This window comes from Corynebacterium sp. MSK218, from assembly GCF_030232655.1.
Classification (GTDB): domain Bacteria; phylum Actinomycetota; class Actinomycetes; order Mycobacteriales; family Mycobacteriaceae; genus Corynebacterium.
The window spans coordinates 12,975-34,290 of record NZ_JASPGN010000015.1 but is presented as its reverse complement, the minus strand read 5'-3'; the positions used below and the strand labels follow the sequence as shown (position 1 = coordinate 34,290).

Below are 21,316 nucleotides of genomic sequence, written 5' to 3'. Positions count from 1 at the left end.
CGGTTAGAGCTCGATGGGCTCGTCCGGGGCGTCCTCGACCTCACACAAGGTCAGCGTGGCGCCCGTTGAATCTGCAATGAGGCACAAGCGGCCAAATGGGGACTCGTGCGGCTCACGGATCACCTCACCACCATTATCAAGGGCGGCCCTGGCCGCCCGGTCGACGTCCCGCACACCCAAGTAGGTCTGCCAAAAACTGGGCAGGCCTTCCGCATGCCAGAAGCCGGCAAAGGCAGCGCCTTCTTCTTCCGCGAGCGCGTACTCCTCATCGCCGCGGATTTCCCAGTCAAAAAGCTCGCCATAGAAGTCCAAGGCGGAGCGGAAGTTCTCGGAAACAGCCAGTTCATGCCACACCGGGGTGCCCGGCTCGCCGCCGGCCACGAAGCGGTCCAATTCCGGCTGTACCAGCCCGAACACGGCGCCGGTGTTATCCAGCACAAGAGCCAAGGGCTCTCCCAAGGCCAAAATCTTGCCACCGAGCTGCTCTACTCGGGCACAATCAGCCTCCAGATCGCGGGAGAGGAAGTAGGTGGCCCAGGTGTCCTGGCCCGGGACGATCTCTGCAACGGGCAGGCCCTGGAGGCGGGCAATGCCATCCTCAAATTCCCAGCCCAATACTGCAGAGTAGAACTTCTCCGACGCTTTCACATCAGAACTAGCCAAGGTAATCCCGTAGGGCATGCCTACTTCCGCTTCAAAAGCCGGCATTAGAGGTTCCTCCACTTCTCCGGATCGAAATCATCATCGGCGGTGGCTTCATCAAAGTAATCATCATCCTCGTCCTCGGCGGCGACGCGGACGCAGGTGTCGGTGACACAGATGACGTCGCCAAGCGCGAGCGTGGCTCCACGCTGCGTGACAACCTCACCGTTGACGGTGACCTGGCCTTGCTCGATGAGCTCTTTAGCTTCGCCGCCGGTGGCGACCAAGGAAGCCAGCTTGAGGAACTGGCCGAGCTTGATGGATTCTCCCCTAATTGAGACGTCTAGCATGCTGACCAGCATACCTAGCCACCATCGTGGCTAAAGAGCAAGGACCCCACGGATGCCCTCCACCAGAATGACCACGCCGAGCAGCAGGAAAACCCCGCCGCTGACGATGTCCACCATGGACGAGTGCCGGGCCATCCACTTCGACACCGCACGGGTGCTCAGCGCCACGCCCGTGAAGATCATGAGGCTCTCCAGGATCAGAACAGATCCCACGAGGGCGTTGGCCCCGGGCCCCATGCCAGGGTCGATGAAGTTGGCAAAGATGGCGCCGAAGAAAATGACCACCTTGGGGTTGGACAGGTCGCACACCAGCCCCATGCGGTAGGCGGTGCCCGCCTTAATGATGCCGTCCGGGCTAAAGCCGCGCGGTTGCGGCGCTCGGTGCTCGGTACCCACGACCGTGGCTGGCGCGCGACGCTCCGCAATGCCCCCGCTGATCGCTGTATACGCCATCCACAGCAGGTAGGCGCCGCCGAGAACCTGCAGGACGACGAGGATTTCCGGGGTAGCTGAAATCAACGCCGACAACCCAGCGAGCGAGGCCACCGTCCACACCACCAAACCGGTGGTGCTGCCAATCGCGGCCCACAGCGCCGCGCGCGTTGACCGTGCGCCCAGCCGAATAATCTGCACTACATCCGGTCCCGGCGAGGCCATCGCCGCGAACCACACTCCCATCAAGGCCGCAAGGGCACCAAGTGCCATCTAACACCCCCATACTCACATACATTGTTACTAACGCATGCCACTATAAGAGGCGTCTCACCTGCAGCGAAACAGGTACTTTAACTTTGTGTGCGCGGCTTAATCGTCATGGTGTCAATGTTGACGTGGCTGGGCAGGGAGGCCACCCAACGCACCGACTCAGCGATGTCCTCTGCGGTGAGGTTGAGCTCGCCGTCATATACGGCATCGGCACGAGCTTGGTCGCCGCGGAAGCGGTTGAGGGAGAACTCCTCCGTGGCGACGCGGCCTGGGTCGAGCTCGGTGACGCGCACACCATGTTCCTCAATGCGCAGCGCACGAGAAATCACGCGCACGCCGTGCTTCGCGGCGTTATATCCGGACCCGCCCTCGTAGACGTTCCACCCCGCCACGGAGCCCATGTTGATGATGAGACCGGAGTTCTCAGGCGCGGCGTGGAGCTTGGGCATGAGTGCCTTAATCATGCGCACGGTGCCCAACACGTTGACCTCGTACATCCACTGCCAGTCTTCGACGGTAGTCTCGATGAGCGGTTCCAGCCCCTTTGCGCCACCGGCGTTGTTGACCAGCAGGTCTACGCGGTCAAGGTGGGAAACGAACTCTGCGACGGATTCATCGGAGGTCACGTCGAGGGCATAGGCCTCGCCGCCGATTTCGTCAGCCAAGGCCTCTAGGCGTTCGATGCGGCGTGCGCCGACGACGACATGCCAGCCGTCGGCAGCCAATGCTCGTGCCGACGCCTCCCCAATCCCCGACGATGCCCCCGTAACGACCGCGACGCGTGCTGTATCTACCATGCGCTTTAGGATAGGGCTTCTTCCAGCTCCGCGCAGATGTTTGTCACAATCTCCGCCTTGAAATCAGCCGGGGTAAAGGTGCCATCCGTCATGTCGGTAGTGAGGGAAATGTCGAGCTGGGTGCGCAACTGCCTCATCGAAAAGTTAGCCATGATGAGACGCCACGCCTCCACCGCGCGGATGCCGCCGGTAAAGCTGTAGCCCACGTACGCAATCGGCTTGGCTACCCACTCGGCACCGAGCTGGTCGACGGCATTCTTGAAGGCCCCCGGAACGGAGTGGTTGTACTCCGGGGTAACGAAGATATAACCGTCACAGGCATCAATGGCATCGGACCAGGCTTGTACCTTGTCATCGTCATAGTTCTTGTTGGCGGCCATTGGGATGACAGATGAGGTGAGAATCGGTACATCGAAAGCCTTGAGGTCAATGAGCTCGTAGTCAACGTCGCGACCTTGGGCCAGGTCAGTGACCCACTGAGCGATGGCCAGCCCGGCGCGATCGTCACGGGTAGAGCCAAGAATGATGCCGATTTTTGCCATGGAACGAACCTTCTCTGTAGACGTATCAACTTTCTAAACCAAGCGTACGCCGATATGTCGATGCAATCGACACGTCACCGTGACATGTTTATAATTTCGGAAAGAATCGACATGTCCGAAAAACTTGTCTATTCTTTTCTCATGGCAACTTATAATCCAGATATTCCCTACAACGATCTTCCTCCCCTCCCGCCTGCGGACGTTGTGGAAACTGTCCCTGTGCTTAAGGCCATCATCGACGCCAAGGAAAAACTCGCTGAGCTGCGCACAGCATGCCAACTCATCCCCAATCCGGAAATCATTACCTCAACGATTCCGCTCCGTGAGGCCCGTGCCTCTTCTGAAATCGAAAACATCGTCACCACTAATGACGAACTGTTCCGTGCGGCCTGGCACGTCGATGCCGAACCTTCTCCTGCGACTAAGGAGGCTCTTCGCTACAACTCCGCCTTGCATGCAGGCCTGTCTTCGCTATCACAGCGTCCGTTATCAGAAAAGACAGCGAAAACTGTCTGTAGCACGCTCTTGGACACCCCGGCCGAGGTGCGTTCCCTACCGGGAACATTCATTGGCAACCCCGTAACTCAGCAGCGGCTCTACACGCCTCCCGAAGGCAAAGAAATTATCGAAGGCCACCTCGCGGCGTGGGAGGACTATATCTATTCCAGTCATGACGTGGATTCGCTAGTAAAAATGGCGCTCCTTCACTACCAGTTTGAGGCGATTCATCCCTTCTACGACGGCAATGGACGTACAGGACGAATCCTCAATGTCCTCCACCTCATTCAAGAGGAACTCCTTGAGCTTCCAGTCTTGTATCTGTCCGGTTATATCGTCGGCAACAAAGCCGCGTACTACCGCTACCTCAACGCCGTAACGGCCGATGGAGCATGGGAAGACTGGCTTCTCTTCATGATTCGTGGCGTACACGCAGCGGCTGACGACGCCTCCTCGATGATTACCCAACTCCGTGCCATCCAAGAGAACACCGCGAGCGAAATACGTGCCGCAGGTGTGATTGGCCAGCCTCTCGAAATGGCCGAACTGATTCTCATCAAACCCTACGTCCGTATCTCAGACGTGGTAGAGATGGGCGTCGTTAAACGCCAAACCGCGAGCACATGGTTGGCCCACCTAGTTGAACTAGGCATTCTTGAAGAAATCCAACAGGGTCGCGGGAAGGTGTTCATTCACCGCGCCGCCCTTGATGTTCTCACCCGCGAGTAAGACGAGACAATAGGATTGTTGCCATGACTCACCCCAATGCAGGTTCCTTTGAACGCATGACCAGCGGGGCATGGTTCATGCCCGGCGTCAACGAGGAGGTCAGCGCCGAGCACCAGCGCGGATTCCGGTTGGTTAAGGAACTCAACGAGCTGCACAACACCGATCGCGACCGCGCACACGACATCCTGCGCGCGCTGCTCTCCCCCGAGTCCGAAGTACCCGGCCTCCACACGCCGCTTAACCTGGAATACGGCCGCAACGTCACGGTAGGCAAAGGGGTGTTCATCAACTTTGGTGCGACCATCCTGGCCCAGGCGCCCGTGACGCTGGGAGACCGCGTCATGATGGGACCGAATTGCTCGCTCATCACGGTGGGCCACCCCGTCAATGATCATGAGATGCGGGCGGAGGGCTGGGAAATAGCTAAACCTATCACCGTTGGTGATAACACCTGGTTCGGCGCCAACGTCACGGTCCTGCCTGGCGTCACCATGGGCAAAAACTGCGTCGTAGGCGCAGGCTCACTGGTGACCCGCGACGTGCCGGATAACTCGCTGGTCCTGGGTTCACCGGGGCGCGTGGTGCGCAAGCTGGAGGACAACGAAGATAGGTGGGAGCGCCGGGATCTCGATGTTTGATCTCGCCACCATCGGACGCGGCCTGCCCGTCCTGGAGACCATCGATTCACTTCCGGCTGAGGGCCACGTTGTGGTCCAGGCCCCACCCGGCACGGGTAAGACCACGCTCGTTCCGCCGGCCCTGGCCAACCATGCAGCAGGCCGCGGCAAGGTTCTCGTCACCGCGCCGCGCCGCGTGGCGGTACGTGCCGCGGCCAACCGCTTGCAGGAGCTGTCCGGCCAGCGCATCGGTTATGCGGTACGCGGTGATTCCCGCAAAGGCCAGGACGTCGAGTTCGTCACGCCCGGCGTGCTGCTGCGCCGCCTATTGCGCGATCCGGAGCTCGAAGGTGTGGCTGCCGTTGCCATCGATGAGGTCCACGAGCGCCAGCTCGACACCGACTTGGTCCTCGGCATGTGCCTCGAATTGGCCCAGCTTCGTGAGGATTTCCGCGTCATCGCCATGTCCGCGACTGTCGACGCCCAACGCTTCTCCCAGCTCATGGGAGGCGCGCCGATTCATTCCACCGAGGCGGTGACCTACCCGCTCGATATTTCCTATGAGCCCCTGCCGGGACGCGCAGCCGGGGACCGCGAATTCTGGCGCGGCGTGGCAGGGCTTGCCGCCCAGCAGCACGAGTCCACCCTGGTCTTCGTGCCCGGCGTACGTGAGGTCAACCTGGTGTGCGAGGCACTGAACGGCCATAACGTTTTCGCGCTGCACGGCCGCCAGACCACGCAGGAGCAGGACGCCGCGCTCTACACCAGCGAACAACGCATCGTCGTGGCCACCTCCATCGCCGAGTCCTCGCTCACCGTGCCGGGCGTGCGCACCGTCATCGACGCGGGTCTTGCGCGCGTGCCCAAGCGCGATGCGCAGCGCGGGATGAGTGGGTTGGTGACGGTGTCGACGTCGAAAAGCAGCGCCGATCAACGCGCCGGCCGCGCCGGGCGTGAGGCTCCCGGCACCGTCATCCGCTGCTACTCGCAGGATGACTACCAGCACTTTTCCCCGCACGTCACGCCGGAAATCTTGTCTGCGGACCTCACCCAGGCAGCACTCTTCATGGACTGTTGGGGCGCGGGCCCGGATTTCCCGCTCCTCGATCAGCCGCCCCACGCCGCGCTTGCCGACGCCCACCGCACCCTCCGCGCCCTCAACGCCTCCGAGGCGCTCGCGCTGCTGCCGACACATCCGCGGTGGGGTGCCGCGCTACTGAAATATGGTGCTGGGGCAGCAAAGACAATCGCGCGCCTCGATGATTCTGATCCCAAGCGACTGGCCCGCCTCGTGCCTCACCAGGGCCCGGTGGACCCAGGCGTGGTGGTGGCAACCGCCTTCCCCGAGTTCGTGGCCAAACGCGCGGGCGAAAAGGAGTACCTGCTGGCGAGTGGGACCCGTGCCCGGCTCCTGAATTCCGGTCTAGCGGGCTCACCGTGGCTCGCCGTCGCCGAGGTCTCCCTGTCGAATGCCGGCAACGCCATCATCCGCGCGGCCGAGCCCATGACGGAAAAAGATGCCCTCGACATCATCGGCGTCACCGAGGAGACCCGCGCCTTCCTCGAGGGTTCCAAGGTCCGCGGCGTGCGCGTGCGCGCAGCGGGCGCCATCGTGCTTTCCGAAACCCCAGTCAAGGTCTCCGGCAATGAGGCAGTGGAGGCCCTGCGCCACTCCGGCCAAGGTTTAAACCTGTTTCGCTTCAGCGAGAAAGCCCAGAACCTGCGGGAACGTATGCGCCACCTGCGGGCAGCCTACGGTGAGCCGTGGCCGGACGTCGATAGTGCCAGCGCCAGCCTGGAGTGGCTCGAGCCAGAACTACGTGAGCTAGCTGAGGGACGACAGCCCGATATGTACCCGGCCCTGCAGCGCCTTCTGCCGTGGCCCGAAGCTGGCCGCTTAGATGAGCTCGCCCCCGAACGCTTGCCAGTGCCCTCGGGCCGCGACGCGCGCATCGATTGGTCCGGCGAGCGTCCCGTAGTCTCCATCAAGTTGCAGGAATGCTTCGGCCTGGCCGAATCGCCCGAATACTGTGGCCACCGCGTGCAGTTCCACCTGCTCTCCCCCGCCGGCCGCCCACTCGCCGTCACCGATGACCTGGCCAGTTTCTGGGCTGGGCCTTATGCCGGCGTGCGCGCCGACATGCGCGGGCGCTACCCCAAACACCCGTGGCCGGAAGACCCGTGGAATGCGGTGGCAACCGCAAAGACGAAGAACCGGATGTAGGAATCAGCCCCACTGCTGCCAGGACAGGTACACGCTCATCACCACGACGAGTGCGAGAAGCGCATAGCGGATGAGCTTCGCACCGCCGCCAAGCACAGTCCGCGCGCCCAGCTGCGCGCCGATGATATTGGCCACCGCGAGGACGAGCGCCAGCGCCCACTCCACGTGGCCACCCACGATAAACACCACCAGCGCACCGACATTGGTACACGTGTTGACCACCTTCGCCATCGCCGCGGAGGTGAGGAAATTCTGGGAGAAGATGGCGGTAAAGGCCATGATGAGGAACATGCCGGTGCCGGGGCCGAAGATGCCATCGTAGAATGCGATAGCCGCCACAGCGCCCAGTGCTGCCCACGTGCGCCAGCCGCCGCGGATACCGTCACCGTCGCCGCTGCCGAAGTCCGGGCGAAAGGCCACAAACACGCCAACCGCCACCATGAGCACAATGATGACCGGCCGCATGACGTCTTTGTCCATAAGCGCCACCGCCGTCGCACCCAGCCCGGAGCACACCAGCGCGGTGAGCCCCATGCGGATGAGCTCACCTTTCGGCGGGCGCACCTTCTTTACCAAGGTGACGGCCGCCGACGCTGTTCCCGACACCGCCGCCACCTTGTTCGTCGCCAGCGCCGTCGCAGGTGCCAGCTGCGGTGCCACGGCCAGAATGAGCGGGATGAGCACGAGCCCGCCGCCTCCAATGACGGCGTCTACCCACCCGGCCACGGCAGCGCCAATGGTGAGAACCGCCCAACCGCTCAATCCAAAATTCATGCCCACCATTAAACTCGATTGCATGTCTGTTCGCGCGAGGTGGCTCATCGTGGCCCCGGGGTCTGCAGCTCTCGGGGCGCTGTTTAGCTGCCTTCACGTACCCGCAGCCTGGATTCTTGGTGCCATCGTGGTCTCGGGAGCCATGGCCTTGACGACGGGCAAGGAACTCGCCGTCAATGACCGCTTCTACGCCATGGCCCGCGGCTTCATCGGAATGATGGCCGGTATTCCACTCACTTTGGTCCCCGCCTCCACGCTCATCGGCTTTGTGCCGGCTGCGGTGACGATGTCGTTGATCACCGTGCTTATCGGCGTCGCCGGCGGCGTGCTTTTGCACCGCTCGCAGCCGAAAGATATTTCCTGGGAGACGGGTATCTTATCCATGCTGCCGGGCGGTGCCTCGCTCATGCCGGCACTGGCCAGCGAACTCGGGGCGGACTACCGTTATGTGGCGCTGACCCAATACCTGCGCCTTCTCGCGGTGTCGGTATCCCTCCCCTTGGTGGTCTCGTTTCTGAGCGCCCCCGCGGGCCAAGGCGTCGATATGAGTATCGACGGCGAGACCACGTGGTGGATTGTGCTGCTGACCATCGCCATTGCGATTCTGGGTGAGCGCTTGGGCAAACTCGCTCGCTTACCCGCTGCTGCGGTGTTGGGCCCGCTCCTTGTGACCGTGCTAGTCACGCAGTTCCTCCCAGCCGGCCACACCTTGGAGCCGCTCTACATCTTCAAAATCATGGCGTTTATGTCCATCGGCTGGGTCTGCGGTGGCGGACTGTCCGTGCCGGCACTCACGTCCTTTGCCAAGCAGCTGCCCGCCACCATCCTCTTCATCGTCGTGGTCATCGGCGTGTGCGCGCTCACCGCCCTACCACTCACCGCGTGGCTCGACATCACCTACTTCGAGGCATACCTCGCCACCTCACCCGGCGCGCTGGAGACCGTCCTCGCGCTCTCCGCGGAGGGCGGCGCCGGCCCCGCGGTCGTGGCCGTGCAGATTATCCGGCTCATCATCGTGCTCGTCATCGCCGGCTACCTGCCCCAGATCCTGGGGCTATTCCGCAAGCGCGGCTAGAGGAACCACCCACACCCCATCTGGGCGTTGGAAAGCCGGCCCACTCGGAATCACAACTATCAGTGCTGCTGGTGGCGAATAGAGTTTAGCGGCTACGCGCTTTAGACGTGCCGCCGCAGCATCAACCTCGTTGTGAGAAAGCTTCGCTTCAAACCCTACCCACGAACCGTCTCGGAGCTCCACCACTGCATCAATTTCTTCACGCCCCTTCATATCCCTCAAGTGGAATACTCCGCGCGCACGCAGCGCCTGCGCATAAACGCGCAGATCGTGGACAAGTTGCGCCTCGAAGAGAATGCCTAGAGTCTCTAAATCCCCAAGCAGTTTGTCTGGCCCCGTTCCCAACAAAGCAGCAGCCAAACCGGGATCGGCTAATTGGCGTTTAGGCATTTGAACCATAGACGTCTTCGAACGAGTACGTGGTGACCACGCCGGCTGGTCCTCAATGAGGAAGAGGCGCGTAGCAAAATCGTGAATGACGTTCACAGTTTCTGCGGCTGGCGTCGAAGTAGCGCTACTGAGCTCTCCAATGCATTTGCGAATCGCAGCAGCAGTAGCCGGTTGGGCAACCAGTCCGGCATAAGCATGAAGGAAAGACTGAAAACGGCGCGGATCGCGTCGTGGTCCGCCGAGTTCGGGATAGTCGTGCTCACTCATTTCCGTCAGATAGGACTCCATCCCTTCCTGCGCGTCGAGCGGATCAAGGTCAAAGAACTCCGGGAATCCACCAGCAACGATCCACCGAGAATAGTCTGCCACGGTGGCATCTGTCCCAGCGGTGGGCTCTTGATTGCCCGCAATGATTGAGCCCAGTGAGACGTGCTCGGCACCAAGCCCTCGCTCTGCCAAGCTCAATGTTCGCAGTTGAATGGAACGAATCCGGCCCGCACCTGAATGCCGGGTGGCATCATCATCAGGCGTGGAGGAACCTGTGAGGAGAAACTGCCCTTTGTCCTGCGAGTCATCGACTGCATGGCGCACCTCATTCCAGATAGCTGGGACAACCTGCCACTCATCAATGAGCCGCGGCCGTGCGCCTTCAAGCCCCAATGCCGGTTGCATGCGCGCAAGGTTTGCCTCTGGGGAGTCTCGGTCAAGTTGGATAACAGACTTGGCAAACTGGCGTGCGGTGGAAGTTTTTCCACTCGCACGGGGGCCTTTAAGAAAGAGGGCACCCGAAACACGGAGCCCTCGTTCGACTTCTGCATCAACGATTCGGGGCAGGTACATACCAAGTACCTTAGCCCGAAAAGTGGATAAATCACAGAGTCACTAGTGGATAAATCCAAGAGTCTGGCAGGCGACCTGGGGTTTTAGTCCAGAATGGTCTCGCGCAGGATCGACATCGGCACCGAGCCCAACGCCAAGGCCTGGGAGTGGAAGTCCCGAACCTCCATGCCCTGCTCCACCGCAGCGTCACGAGTCTGCTGCCACAGGCGCTGACCCAGCGCGTAAGACGGAGCCTGGCCCGGCCAGCCCAGGTAGCGGGTGACCTCAAAGGAGAGGTTGGCATCATCCATCGCGGTGTTCTCACGCATAAAGGTCTTGACGTGGGACTTGTCCCACGCGCCGGACGTCGTACAGTCCGGCAGTGCCTTGCCCAAGTGGAGCCCGATGTCCACGACGACGCGGGCGGCGCGGAACCGTTGGGCGTCGAGAAGCCCCATGCGGAAACCCGGATCATCCATGTAACCCAGCTCCGCCATGAGCGCCTCCGCATACAGGGCCCAGCCCTCGCCGTGGCCGGAATTCCACGTCACTGCGCGGCGCCACAGGTTCAGGTCCGGCTGGGTCAGCGCGGCACCAATCTGCAGGTGGTGGCCCGGCGCACCTTCGTGGTGGACGGTGGTCAGCTCCTGCCACGTGTGGAACAGCTCCTGGCCCGCCGGCACGGACCACCACATGCGGCCCGGGCGGGAGAAATCATCGGAGGGCGAGGTGTAGAAGATGCCGCCGGTACCGGCCGGATCGATGCAACACTCGATGTCGCGCACGGCCTCCGGGATGTCGAAGGCGGTGCCGTTGAGGTCCTTAATCACGCGGTCCGCGGTGGACTGCATCCACTCCACCAGCGCGTCGGTGCCGTGCAGCTGATAGCGCTCCTCTTCATTAAGCTTGCGCATCGCAGCGCGGACCGTCACGTCCGAACCGTACAGCTGGTGGGCAATCTTCTCCTGCTCTGCCTTAATGGAGCGTACCTGTTCCAGGCCCCACTCATAAGCCTCATCAAGGTCCACCGCATCGCCGACGAAGAGCTTGGAGAAACGCTCGTAGCGCTCGCGGCCCACCGCATCCTGCGACGGAGCCTGCGGTTGCAACTCGTTGGAGAGCCAGTCGGCGAACTCGCCAAAAGCTTCCTTGGCCTTCACTACCTCAGCCGAGTCGGCGTCGAGGCCGAGGTCTTCGAGCATGGAGCCGGCGTCGGCAAGCCGCTCACTCTGCACGAACACTTCCGAAATCTGGCGCTGCGGGGCCACCATGCCACGCGACGCCGCCTCGATCAGAGACTCCTTGTAGCCGCTTAGCGACGCCGGCACCTTCGACAAACGCGACCGCAACATGTCCAGCTGCTCAGGGGTATCGCGCGGCATGAGCATGAGCGTGTCGCGGATGGTCTGCACTGGGGAGGCAATGTTGTTGAGGCAACGGATGTCCTCACCAGCATGGTGGAGGTCAAGATCCAGGCAGAGACGATCACGCAAGACCTCAGCAGTAACGTAATCCACCTCGTCGAAGTCATCGTCATCATCAGACTCATCGGTGGTGTCATCGAGTGCGTCGAGGTCCGCCAGCATCTCACGCGTACGGTCCGCGACGGCGGAGTAAAACTCGGGCGAGAAATCCTCGAGCTCCCCATCGAAGCCAGGGATGCCCCACGCGGTGGCATCGGTAGGTGTGAGCTGCGCGAGGTCGTGAACGAAGTTATCGCACGACGCGTCCAGCAACGACGGCTGGCGCTCTGCGTTCTGGTCAAAACTCATAAGGGCGAAGTCTAACGAAAAACCTCCCGGTTCGGCCAACCCAGCGGCGGCTTTTCGCCAGGTTGTTAGCTAATTGTTGCCCCACTTGCTGCCCGGGCTGGTCCAGGAGCTGAAAGCATCCAACACAGCGGCTGGCGACGACTCCACAACAAGGGCATCGAGGAAGCGCTGCTGAACAAAGCCCTCCTGCACCATCGCGGAGTACATATGCACGAAAGGCTGCCAAAAGCCCTGCACATCTACCAGGCCGACGGGCCCGTCGATGTTGCCGAGCTGCTGCATGGTGAGAACTTCCGTGAGCTCCTCCAGCGTGCCCACACCGCCCGGCAAGCACACAAAGGCATCCGCGAGCTCTTCCATCCGTGTCTTGCGCTGCGCCATGGTGTCAACGACCTCGAGCTGCGTGATGTTCGGATGTGAGAGCTCGACATCAACGAGCTGCTGCGGGATAACCCCGATGACATGACCGCCAGCCTCCAGGCAGGCGTCCGCGACGATGCCCATAAGACCAACGTCACCACCGCCATAGACCAAGGTGAGCCCGCGGTGCGCGAGCTCCTCCCCCAGGTGGCGCGCAGCCTGCGCATAGGCCTCAGAATTTCCGGCGGCTGAGCCGCAATACACAGCAACAGAATCCATGTGTTTCACTCTATCGCAGCACCGCTCCTAGACAATGATGTCTACTGGAAGCTAATTTCTATTAGACAATGCGGTCTGCTGAATTTATACTTGACGCCATGATCAAGTCTGGCCCCGTGTTCACCCGCCCTCGTACCCCTGCGGCGAAGTGCCTCCACATCATTCGACTCAACCCCGTCGTTACCCGCAGCGAGCTGGTAGAAGCCACCGGGCTGTCCCAGCCCACCATTACCCGCGCCACCGCTGCGCTGTTGGGTGCCGGACTGATTCGCGAGCGTACCGACCTGACCCAGTCCCGCGGCCGTGGCCGGCCCACCGTTCCGTTGGAGGTCGCGGATAATGACTGGATGCTGGCCGGCATCGCAGTGGGAACCGCGTTCACGCGCATCGCGTTCTTCGATACCAAGGGCCGCACGCTCTGCGAGGAAGATGTGGCAACGCCCGTGTTCCGTTTGAGTGAGGGCGACATTATTGAGCACATCATCGCCGGTATGAACCGTCTGATGACGGGCCTCGACCGCCGCTTGGTCTCCGTGGGTGTGACCACGTCCGGCAGCGTCGATGAATCCGGCCGCGTGACGGCCCATAACCTGGGCTGGGAGCGCATGGATATCACTAGCCGCCTGCAGTACCAGTTCGGTGTACCGGTTGTTGTCTCCTCCGTTATCCCTGCCATCCTCGGCTCGGAGACGCAGTCCACGGAGCTCGGCGCGGAGAAACCCGTCATGGTGCTCTACGCGGATGACTCGGTCGGTGCGGCGCTCACCGTGCACGATGAGATTGCTCCGCTGGAGCTTACCGCCCCGGATTCCCTGGCCACCCAGGCCGTACTCACCGCCGCGGGTGCCGAGTCCCTACCGGAGGCCGTACAAAATCCTGACGCGCGTGCGCTTCTCGACGACCGCGCCCGCTCCCTCGGCGCCATCGCCGCCGACCTCGTGGCTAAGCACGCACCGGAGACCCTCGTCGTAGCAGGTGGCGCCTTCTCCGACGACCCGGCCGCTCCGAAGCTTTTTGCGTCCGCGGTGCGCCAGAACACTGACCAGGCGGTGGAGCTGCGCATGATTCCGTCGCACTCCGAGATTGTCCGCGCCTGCACCCGCGCCGTCGCCCTTGACCCGCTGCTGCGCGTACCGCTTGAGCTGGACCGCGAGGCAAAGGCCGCCTAGAGTTTCTCGTCTCCGGTTGCGGGGTTGCTTAGGGTGTTTTAGGGTTCTGGGCATGGGGGATTTAGAAACCTATTTCTCCTACCGCAACTCGGGGATCACATTGGTGAAGCAAGCGGTAGGAGGCGAGAAACGTTTACGCGCACTCGGCGCCGCACCAGCCGATGCCGCCGAACTGGCACACTTACACCACATCTACTTCGGCACCACTAAATTCACTGGCAAACAACGCACCGCCCGTAGCCGAGCCGCCGAACAAGGCCATGATCTGGCCACGCTGAGCCTGATTGAGTCCTACACCGCCAAGCTGAAAAATCAGCTGCACGCGTGGAACCTGCGTGTAAAGCTTGCCGGCACACCCGCCCACAACATCCCAGCCGTAGCCCAAAAGCGCCTAAAGGAGCTCAAACCCAAACGTGTCCCCACCCCGGGGGTGCGCATGACCTACCGTGCAGACGGGCCACACTCGCTAACCATTACCGATGATCCCATGACCGTTACCGAGATGCGCGGCGTGCTGGAATCCATCAATAGGGACAACCTGCTTGACGCCTCCCGGCACGTTTTCTTCAATAAATCCCACGGCGGAACCAAACCCGCCGTATTCACCAGCGTGGTGGTGACCTTGGACAAGCTCGACAAGATTATCTCCGGCGACGGTGACGACATCGTCCTCGAGCTCACCAATGGTGGGCGTATGACCGGCACGCAGTTCTTGAACTACAAGTTTGCCGAAATCGGCTACGTCACCCTCATCCATCCCACGATTGGGCCGGTGTGGCTGCACCGCATGAAGCGCTTGGCTGAGTTTGAGCAGCGCATGATGGCCAGTGCTGAGCATCCCACGTGTGCCAGGAAGGGGTGTAACAAACCTGCTGATTATGCCCAGGTGCATCACCTAGTGCCGTGGAAAGCAGGCGGCACCACCGACCCGCCGAATCTGACCATGTTGTGCGCTTATCACAACGGGATAAATGATGATGACCCGGAGAAACCCACCGGTGCTGGCTACGTCTTCCGATTACGCGGAGAGGTGGCCTACGTCCCGCCCTGGGCAGAACCAATCACTGCTCAAGCGGCGTATCAAGCAGCCCAACAAGCTAACACCGGACCGCCTGACGAGTAAACCGCCAGACGCCACCAAGGACACGCACCACCACGCGGACGCCCACAGGGCCTTCCGCGGCGTTGGCGATCCCAGAACTAAAAGCGGACCGAATCGATTCCCGTGAATAGTTGAGCGTGGAGGCCCACGCGCTGCGCGCCCTCAACGAAATCGAGGCGGTCGTCGAAGAAGTAAGTGTCCTTGGCTTGGGCGCCGAGGGCATCGACAGCCACGTGATAGGCCTCCGGGTCGGGCTTCGCCACGCCGATATCGCAGCTCAACGTCACGGCGGCACACTCTTCCAACCAAGGCTGCGACGCACGGACCTTCGCCCCCAACGCCGCGGGAACGTTGGAGAGGATACCAACGCTGTGGCCCTCCCCGATGAACCGCAAGACAAGGTTCACCATCTCTTCGTCGGCCTCCAGCAGGTGCTCCGTATCTAGCTCCACCGCCTGGGAGACATCGAAAGGCGCAAGATCCGTCAGGGCACGAATGCGGCCCCAATACTGCGAATCACTCAGGTGCCCGGCATCATAGGCTGGGCGAAACTCCTCATAGGTGGACCAAAAGTGATCCGGGTTGACCGGGCGGACGTACTCTTCAAGCTCAGCGTGCCCGGCGGGCGTGGCTGAGCGCATGAGCACGCCGTACAGATCGAAGAGCAGAGTGGCCATGCGCCCAGTGTAGCCACACCGCCACCGCACCAGTCAGCGTGCCAACGATGAAGAGCGGCAGCGAGACACTCACGCGGCCCCACGGCAGCGCGCCCAGGGTGGAGATTGCCCCCACCAAGAACAATCCTCCGACGCTAAACAGAGAGCGGCTCAGCGCGGTCGACGCCGCCGCGGCACATACCAACAGGGCCACGCCGAGGAACGGGCCCAGCATCAGTGCCAACGCAAAGAAGAAGGTCCCCAGCGCCACATTAGTCGCGGCTAGCCAGATACCACCCACCAGTGCCATTGCCAGCCCGGCGAGGGCACCGCCCAGAAGCATCAGCCGCGTGTTAGTCATACAAGAAATTCTCCCATCAACCGCGAGGGCTGTGGGAGAATTCGTCCAAACTATATGGCTTCGTTACCGTTCTGCCAGCGAGCTATCGATGCGCAGGAGGCCGGAGCCATCGTTGCCCACCAGCTTCAGCTGGTCGATAACCTCAGACACGCTAGCCTCTTCCTCCACCTGTTCATCGAGGAACCAGTTGATGAGGGGGCGGGAATCGAGATCGCCAGCGGCATCCGCGGTGCGGGCAATCTCCCGGATCTGCTCCGAGACCTTCTGCTCATGCGCGAGGGAGGCCTCGAAGGCATCGAGCGGGGTGGCTGCCTTGACGGAGCCCACCTGGATATCCTCCAGCTCGACGCGGTAGCCACGGTCCAGCAGGTGCTCAGCAAACTTCTGCGCGTGCTCGCGCTCTTCCTCTGCCTGCTTGAAGAACCAATCGCGCATGCCCGGGAAGGACAGATTGTCCATCTCGTAGGCCAGCTGAGTGTAAATCAGGGCCGCGCCGTGCTCGTTGTTGACCTGGGCGTTTAGGAGCGTTTGCAGTTTCTCATCCATGAGAGTCATTCCTTTCGTGTGTTTTTCAGTTACCCACAATACAGAAAAAAACTCCGCCCGCGCTAGCAAGGTAAGCTTTAGCAAATTCGCACGTCATAACAGTTTTTGGGACAGCTTTACCTAAGCTGCGCCAGCTATTTCCGCAGCCCCTGGCTTAGACGGCGGTAGCGTTGCTCATTCGCCACATCCAGCCCACGGAAGGACACCGTGACCCCGCGCGCAGCGTATTTGCTCTCCACGGAGTCGAGTACCGCCACGGTCGACGCGTCCCAAATATCGGCCCGACTGAAGTCCACGATGACCTCCTTCACCGGCAGGGTGTAATCAAAGGCGTAGACCAGATCGTTGGAGGAGGCGAAGAAGAGCTGGCCTCGCACGGTGTAGACGTTGCCTTCCAGCTCCACAGACACTAGGTGCGCCACGCGGCGCGCAAAGGCTACCGATGCCGCCACAACTCCCAGCACCACGCCCACGGCCAGGTTGTTCGTGGCCAACGTTCCCACCACCGTAACGAGCATGACGACGGTCTCACTCAACGGCATGCGGCGCAGCGTGCGCACCGAGTGCCAATCCACCGTGTGGAAGGACACCATGAACATGACCGCTACGAGCGCGGCCATAGGAATGCGCCCCACGGTATCGCCCAGCACGAGAATGAGGATAAGGAGGAAGACGCCAGCGAGGAACGTCGACAAGCGCGTGCGTGCCTGGGATTCCTTGACGTTGATCATGGTCTGCCCAATCATCGCGCACACGCCCATGCCACCAATCGCGGCGGCAAGCATATTGCCAATCCCCTGGCCTACGGATTCGCGGGTCTTGTCGGAATGGGTATCCGTGAGGTCGTCGACAAGCTTGGCGGTCAGCAGCGACTCCATCAGCCCCACCAGCGCCACTCCCAGCGCATACGGCAGGCACAACAAAAGCGTATCCATGGTCCACGGCACATCCGGGATGACAAAACCAGGCAAGGACGTGGGCAGCTCGCCCTGGTCCGCCACGTCCGGAACATCCCAACCACACAGCGCGGTCAGCACGCTGACAACAAGAATCGCCACCAGCGGCGCCGGCACCACGGTCGTAATCCGTGGCCACACCACCATGATGACCAGCCCCAGCACCACGAGCACATAGACCAGCCACGGCACGTTCCACAGGTGGCTCAGCTGCGCCGTAAACATGAGGATGCCCAGCGCGTTGACGAATCCCACCATGACGCTGCGCGGAATAAAACGCATGAGCTTGGCGACGCCCACCAAAGCCATCACCACCTGCATCAACCCCGCCATCCAGATGGTGAGGAGCACGTACTGCAGGCCATACTCGTGGGCCAGCGGCGCGATGACCACGGCGACCGAGCCCGCCGCGGCGGAAATCATGGCGGGGCGGCCGCCGGTGAGAGCGATGGACATCGCCATGATGACGGAGGCGAAGAGCCCTACCTTGGGGTCAAGGCCGGCAAGGATGGAGAAACTTAAGACTTCCGGAATAAGGGCGAGGGCAACAGCAAGCCCGCCAAACACTTCCTTACGGAAGCGGGCGGGCGAGCTGAAGGCCGCGCGGAACGATCCGGCGGAACGGTCAGACATTAGTGGCCGTCTTTGAAGGAACCATCGCGCGTGATGACCGGCAGGACGGACCAGGCGAAGTTAATCCACTGGTCGGTCTTCTTCCACGAAAAGTCCGGCTCGAAGATCGTGGTGGGCTTGGTGTAGATGACGGCGGACTTCACCTCGGAAGCGGTCTGCTCCAGCAGGTTGACCACGAGGTCGAGGGTCTTGCCGGAGTCAGCCACGTCATCAACGACGAGAACCTTCTTGTCCTTGAGCGAGTCCGTATCCAGCTGCGGGTTGAGCAGGATGGGCTCCGGGAGGGTTTCACCGATGTCGGTGTAGAACTCCACGTTAATGGCGCCCATTTCCTTCACGCCGATGGCGTAACCAATGGCACCGGCGGGAATGAGGCCACCACGAGCTACACCGACGATGAGGTCCGGGAACCAGCCTGAATCCACTATCTCCTGGGACAGGTAGCGGCTCGCCTCGCCGAAGACCTCCCACGTCAGGTTTTCGCGTTCCGGGTTCCACCATTCCGGGGTGCTCATTGTCTAGGTCTCCTTCGCCAGATTTTGTATTTCCCTCAGTTTAATCATCTACCTCAGCGGAACGGAACCTCCGCTACCGTTCGGCGCAACTTGCGGGTGCGCAGGCGTTCCGGATTCTCCGCCAAAGCCTCCACCGCGCGCACCGCGCACATCACGTGCGCCTCCTTGGAATTGGAGTAAAAGGCCTGCGCTTGGGCAGGAAGCTTGGGCACTGCATGCAAAGGCAGATCGGACACGGATAGCAGCGTGCCGTACGGGATGCGGTAGCGGTAGCCATTAGCAGCCAGCGTGCAGGATTCCATGTCCACGGCCACGGCGGTGGAGTGGCGTAGCCACTCCCACAAATCGCGGGAGGTGCGCCATTCCCAGTTGCGGTCATCGGTGGAGAGCACCGTGCCGGTGCGCATGAGCGAATTATCTTCGCCATACACTTCCTCCACCGAGGCTTCCAGCATTCGCTGGATCTCCGGGATAGCGGGAATCGGGTTGCCGGCCGCGACGGTGCCGTCGAGTATGTGGTCCTCGCGCTGGTAGGCGTTGCCCAAGATGAGGTCACCAATGCGCATGCGGCCATCGAGCCCTGCGCAGTGGCCGATCATGATCCACGCCTCCGGGCGCAGCACCGCCAAGCAGTCCGTAATGGTCTTGGCGTTCGAAGGACCTACGCCGATATTGATCATCGTGATGCCATCGCCACCCGCCGTGATGAGGTCGAAGCGCGGCATTTGGAAGCGCGAGATGAGGGTGAGCTCGTCGACGTCGAGAAGCACGGCGTCATTGGGATGAATCGTCTCACCTGTCGGCAACACCAGCGCCGTGTAGCGCGAATCCTCCCGCGCCAGCTCGCGCAGGCCAAACTTGACGAACTCCGTGGTGTGCATGGCGTAGTTGGTGAACAGGATGTACTTCTGGACCGAATTCACCTCGATGCCCGTGTAGTGCTCAATGCGGGCGCATGCAATGTCGAAGCGCTGCGGGCCGAAGTGGAAAAGCGGCTTCTCCTTGCCGTGGAAAGCCTTCCAGGCGCCGTCGACAATGCCATCGTGCACCGCATCCAAGGTGGGCCGGGGAATCTCTCCACGATTCTCAGGCAAAGGGCCAGCGCCCCGAATGTACTCTGGGGGGATGCGCTCGTCCGACTGACCCACGTAGATATCGCAGGGATAATTGCTGGTCAGCCTGGTTAGCTGCTCAAGCAGGTAACCGCGAATGAGCCACGGTTTAGAAATAATCGCCGAATAGCGTCCCTCCTGGTCCACGTAACCGAAGGGCTCGGAGCGGTCGATGGGCGTCCATTCGCGGACCTGCACGATGATCTTGGGGTAGACCACGTGGCGGTAGGCGTCATGGTCCCCCGAGGCGAGCGCTTCGCGCGCCAGCTCGCAGGAGCTTTCATAGAGCTCGCAGAGGCGGTTGACCGCCTCGGTGACGGAGTGGGCATGCTGCAGGTCGGTCATGCCGGCCAGTCTAGTTGGGATACTCCAACTTGGAAGCCTCACCGGCTTCACGCACGATCTCCAAGGACTCGCGGAACTCCACGAGGTCCACGCCGGACTTGCGGTATTCGTTGAGGATGGTCTCCGGGATGCACACCGCGCGCGGCTCCAGGTCACTGCCCTTCTGGGTGATGATGACCTTGCCGTCCTCGACGGTAGCGAGGCCGGATTCTTCCAAGCCCTGCACCAAGCCCTCAAAGGTGCCGGACTCTGGCTGGAGGCGCTTCTCCATGGATTCCAGCGTCACCGGCTCCTCGCTATCCCACAGGATCATGAGCATGAGGTACTGCTGGTACGTAATTCCGAGCTCGTCGAGCAACGGGGCATAAGAACGGATCACCGAACGCGCGGCTCGGTACAGCGAAAAGCACAGCTGGTCTTCAAGATGGAGAGACATGACAGCGAGGATACCTTAATGATTTTTCTTTGCACGACGGCCGCAGCAATCAAACGGTCGGCGTTTATGCCGCCGATGGCGGTAGGGCACACGGCGTAAAATGAGGCGCCATGTCCACTCCCCCGCTTCCTCTCGGTGCCCGATTGCGTACCCGCGCCGTGTGTGAAGACGACTGGTCCGCGCGCCCCACGGCCGAACGACCCTGGCCTATCATCCTTATCCACGGAACGTGTGACACCAAAGGCGTGTGGCAGGTTCTCGCCGGTCTGTTGCGCGAGAACGGCTGGGCGGTCTTTGCCCCGGACTATGGCAACCGAGCTACCGGCCCTATTCAGGAATCGGCACGTCAACTGGATGCGTACATCGACGCCGTCCTCACCGTTACCGGGGCAGAACAGGCCATCCTCGTGGGCCATTCTCAGGGCGGGTTGCTCGCACGGTATTGGATGCGCATGCACGATCGTGCGGAGCGCGTCCACCACGTGGTGTGCATCAGCTCCCCGAATCACGGAACGACGCAGGGAGGCATTGCCAGTCCCCTCTTCCGCAGCGAGCGTCAGGAAGACGTGGTGCGCTCGCTTATCGACGGCTGGTTTGGCCCCGCCGGCATGCAACAAGTCGCCGGCAGCGACATCGTCGAGGCCACGAACCGCGGCAGCGAGGTCGAAGACGATGTGAGCTACACGTGCATCGCCACGCGGTCCGACGCCGTCGTCGTTCCTCCCACCACGTGCTTCCTCAACGGCCAGAAGGTGCGCAACCTCTTTGTCCAAGACATTGACCGCCGCGCCCTCATTCGCCACGAGGACATGCCCATGGATAAACGGGTCTGCCAGATAGTTCTGGAGGATGTCGAAAACCTTGCCGAAGCTATAACTTCGGCAAGCTAAGGGGCCAGACCGGCGAGCTAAG

The 21,316-nt window shown here is 61.6% G+C and carries 23 protein-coding genes; 7 read left to right on the top strand and 16 right to left on the bottom strand.

The genetic code is table 11. The features are described from left to right. Positions 1-3: 3 nt before the first annotated feature. The 5 genes from QP922_RS11240 to QP922_RS11220 all read right to left on the bottom strand — a co-directional run bounded on the left by QP922_RS11240 (position 4) and on the right by QP922_RS11220 (position 3,036). Positions 4-708, bottom strand: coding sequence for a VOC family protein (locus QP922_RS11240; protein WP_284809556.1), 705 nt, complete (start codon positions 706-708; stop codon positions 4-6). Beyond that, positions 708-992, bottom strand: a complete 285-nt coding sequence (locus tag QP922_RS11235) for an RNA-binding S4 domain-containing protein (protein WP_039673291.1) — start codon at positions 990-992, stop codon at positions 708-710. The genes QP922_RS11240 and QP922_RS11235 overlap by 1 nt, the downstream gene beginning before the upstream one ends. Positions 993-1,022: 30 nt before the next feature. Beyond that, positions 1,023-1,697 carry a LysE family translocator gene (locus QP922_RS11230; protein WP_070670912.1) on the bottom strand — a complete coding sequence of 225 codons (675 nt, stop codon included), beginning with the start codon at positions 1,695-1,697 and terminating at the stop codon, positions 1,023-1,025. Positions 1,698-1,777: 80 nt separating this feature from the next. Beyond that, positions 1,778-2,494 (bottom strand): SDR family oxidoreductase, encoded by a 717-nt coding sequence (locus tag QP922_RS11225; protein ID WP_284809554.1) that lies wholly within the window; start codon positions 2,492-2,494, stop codon positions 1,778-1,780. Positions 2,495-2,499: 5 nt separating this feature from the next. Further along, complete coding sequence (locus QP922_RS11220; RefSeq protein WP_284809553.1) at positions 2,500-3,036, bottom strand: NADPH-dependent FMN reductase; 537 nt, start codon at positions 3,034-3,036, stop codon at positions 2,500-2,502. Positions 3,037-3,120: 84 nt separating this feature from the next. Here QP922_RS11220 and QP922_RS11215 point away from each other — a divergent pair, with 84 nt between their 5' ends. Genes QP922_RS11215 through QP922_RS11205 form a run of 3 tightly spaced genes read left to right on the top strand, consistent with a single transcriptional unit; the run spans position 3,121 to position 7,104 of the window. After that, positions 3,121-4,263, top strand: a complete 1,143-nt coding sequence (locus QP922_RS11215; RefSeq protein WP_502869610.1) for a Fic family protein — start codon at positions 3,121-3,123, stop codon at positions 4,261-4,263. A gap of 23 nt (positions 4,264-4,286) precedes the next feature. Next, positions 4,287-4,901 carry a sugar O-acetyltransferase gene (locus QP922_RS11210; RefSeq protein ID WP_284809550.1) on the top strand — a complete coding sequence of 205 codons (615 nt, stop codon included), beginning with the start codon at positions 4,287-4,289 and terminating at the stop codon, positions 4,899-4,901. Then, entirely contained in the window at positions 4,894-7,104 is a 2,211-nt protein-coding gene (locus QP922_RS11205) for an ATP-dependent RNA helicase (RefSeq protein WP_284809548.1), read from the top strand. The genes QP922_RS11210 and QP922_RS11205 overlap by 8 nt, the downstream gene beginning before the upstream one ends. A 3-nt stretch (positions 7,105-7,107) precedes the next feature. Here the strand turns inward: QP922_RS11205 and QP922_RS11200 are convergent, their stop codons facing one another. Next, entirely contained in the window at positions 7,108-7,878 is a 771-nt protein-coding gene (locus QP922_RS11200; RefSeq protein WP_284809547.1) for a TSUP family transporter, read from the bottom strand. 22 nt (positions 7,879-7,900) lie between these two features. Here QP922_RS11200 and QP922_RS11195 point away from each other — a divergent pair, with 22 nt between their 5' ends. Next, complete coding sequence (locus tag QP922_RS11195; protein ID WP_284809546.1) at positions 7,901-8,953, top strand: AbrB family transcriptional regulator; 1,053 nt, start codon at positions 7,901-7,903, stop codon at positions 8,951-8,953. Here QP922_RS11195 and QP922_RS11190 read toward each other — a convergent pair. From QP922_RS11190 to QP922_RS11180, 3 genes are all read right to left on the bottom strand, one after another. Next, a complete protein-coding gene (locus QP922_RS11190; RefSeq protein WP_284809545.1) occupies positions 8,933-10,183 on the bottom strand; it encodes an ATP-binding protein in 1,251 nt (416 codons plus the stop codon). The genes QP922_RS11195 and QP922_RS11190 overlap by 21 nt on opposite strands. 83 nt (positions 10,184-10,266) lie before the next feature. Continuing rightward, entirely contained in the window at positions 10,267-11,934 is a 1,668-nt protein-coding gene (locus QP922_RS11185; protein WP_284809544.1) for a DUF885 domain-containing protein, read from the bottom strand. A 69-nt stretch (positions 11,935-12,003) separates the two neighbouring features. Next, positions 12,004-12,573 (bottom strand): LOG family protein, encoded by a 570-nt coding sequence (locus tag QP922_RS11180; protein WP_284809542.1) that lies wholly within the window; start codon positions 12,571-12,573, stop codon positions 12,004-12,006. Positions 12,574-12,671: 98 nt separating this feature from the next. Between QP922_RS11180 and QP922_RS11175 the strand changes: the two genes are divergently transcribed. Beyond that, a complete protein-coding gene (locus QP922_RS11175) occupies positions 12,672-13,742 on the top strand; it encodes an ROK family protein (RefSeq protein WP_284809541.1) in 1,071 nt (356 codons plus the stop codon). Positions 13,743-13,794: 52 nt separating this feature from the next. Then, positions 13,795-14,865, top strand: coding sequence for an HNH endonuclease signature motif containing protein (locus tag QP922_RS11170; RefSeq protein ID WP_284809539.1), 1,071 nt, complete (start codon positions 13,795-13,797; stop codon positions 14,863-14,865). 77 nt (positions 14,866-14,942) lie between these two features. Here QP922_RS11170 and QP922_RS11165 read toward each other — a convergent pair whose 3' ends face one another. The 7 genes from QP922_RS11165 to QP922_RS11135 form a co-directional block, all read right to left on the bottom strand. Next, complete coding sequence (locus QP922_RS11165; protein ID WP_284809538.1) at positions 14,943-15,521, bottom strand: HAD-IA family hydrolase; 579 nt, start codon at positions 15,519-15,521, stop codon at positions 14,943-14,945. Continuing rightward, complete coding sequence (locus QP922_RS11160; protein WP_039673047.1) at positions 15,454-15,861, bottom strand: hypothetical protein; 408 nt, start codon at positions 15,859-15,861, stop codon at positions 15,454-15,456. Before QP922_RS11160 ends, QP922_RS11165 begins: the two co-directional genes overlap by 68 nt. A 63-nt stretch (positions 15,862-15,924) precedes the next feature. Beyond that, positions 15,925-16,407, bottom strand: a complete 483-nt coding sequence (locus QP922_RS11155; RefSeq protein ID WP_070671713.1) for a ferritin — start codon at positions 16,405-16,407, stop codon at positions 15,925-15,927. A 134-nt stretch (positions 16,408-16,541) separates the two neighbouring features. Continuing rightward, entirely contained in the window at positions 16,542-17,996 is a 1,455-nt protein-coding gene (locus tag QP922_RS11150; RefSeq protein ID WP_284809535.1) for a SulP family inorganic anion transporter, read from the bottom strand. Further along, positions 17,996-18,511: a phosphoribosyltransferase gene (locus QP922_RS11145; RefSeq protein WP_284809533.1), complete on the bottom strand. Its 516-nt coding sequence runs from the start codon at positions 18,509-18,511 to the stop codon at positions 17,996-17,998. Before QP922_RS11145 ends, QP922_RS11150 begins: the two co-directional genes overlap by 1 nt. Positions 18,512-18,564: 53 nt before the next feature. Beyond that, a complete protein-coding gene (gene amn / locus QP922_RS11140) occupies positions 18,565-19,968 on the bottom strand; it encodes an AMP nucleosidase (RefSeq protein ID WP_284809532.1) in 1,404 nt (467 codons plus the stop codon). 10 nt (positions 19,969-19,978) lie between these two features. Continuing rightward, positions 19,979-20,404, bottom strand: coding sequence for a MarR family winged helix-turn-helix transcriptional regulator (locus tag QP922_RS11135; RefSeq protein WP_284809531.1), 426 nt, complete (start codon positions 20,402-20,404; stop codon positions 19,979-19,981). Between the two features lie 110 nt (positions 20,405-20,514). Between QP922_RS11135 and QP922_RS11130 the strand changes: the two genes are divergently transcribed. Then, positions 20,515-21,294 (top strand): esterase/lipase family protein, encoded by a 780-nt coding sequence (locus QP922_RS11130; protein ID WP_284809530.1) that lies wholly within the window; start codon positions 20,515-20,517, stop codon positions 21,292-21,294. The last annotated feature ends 22 nt before the right edge of the window (positions 21,295-21,316 follow it).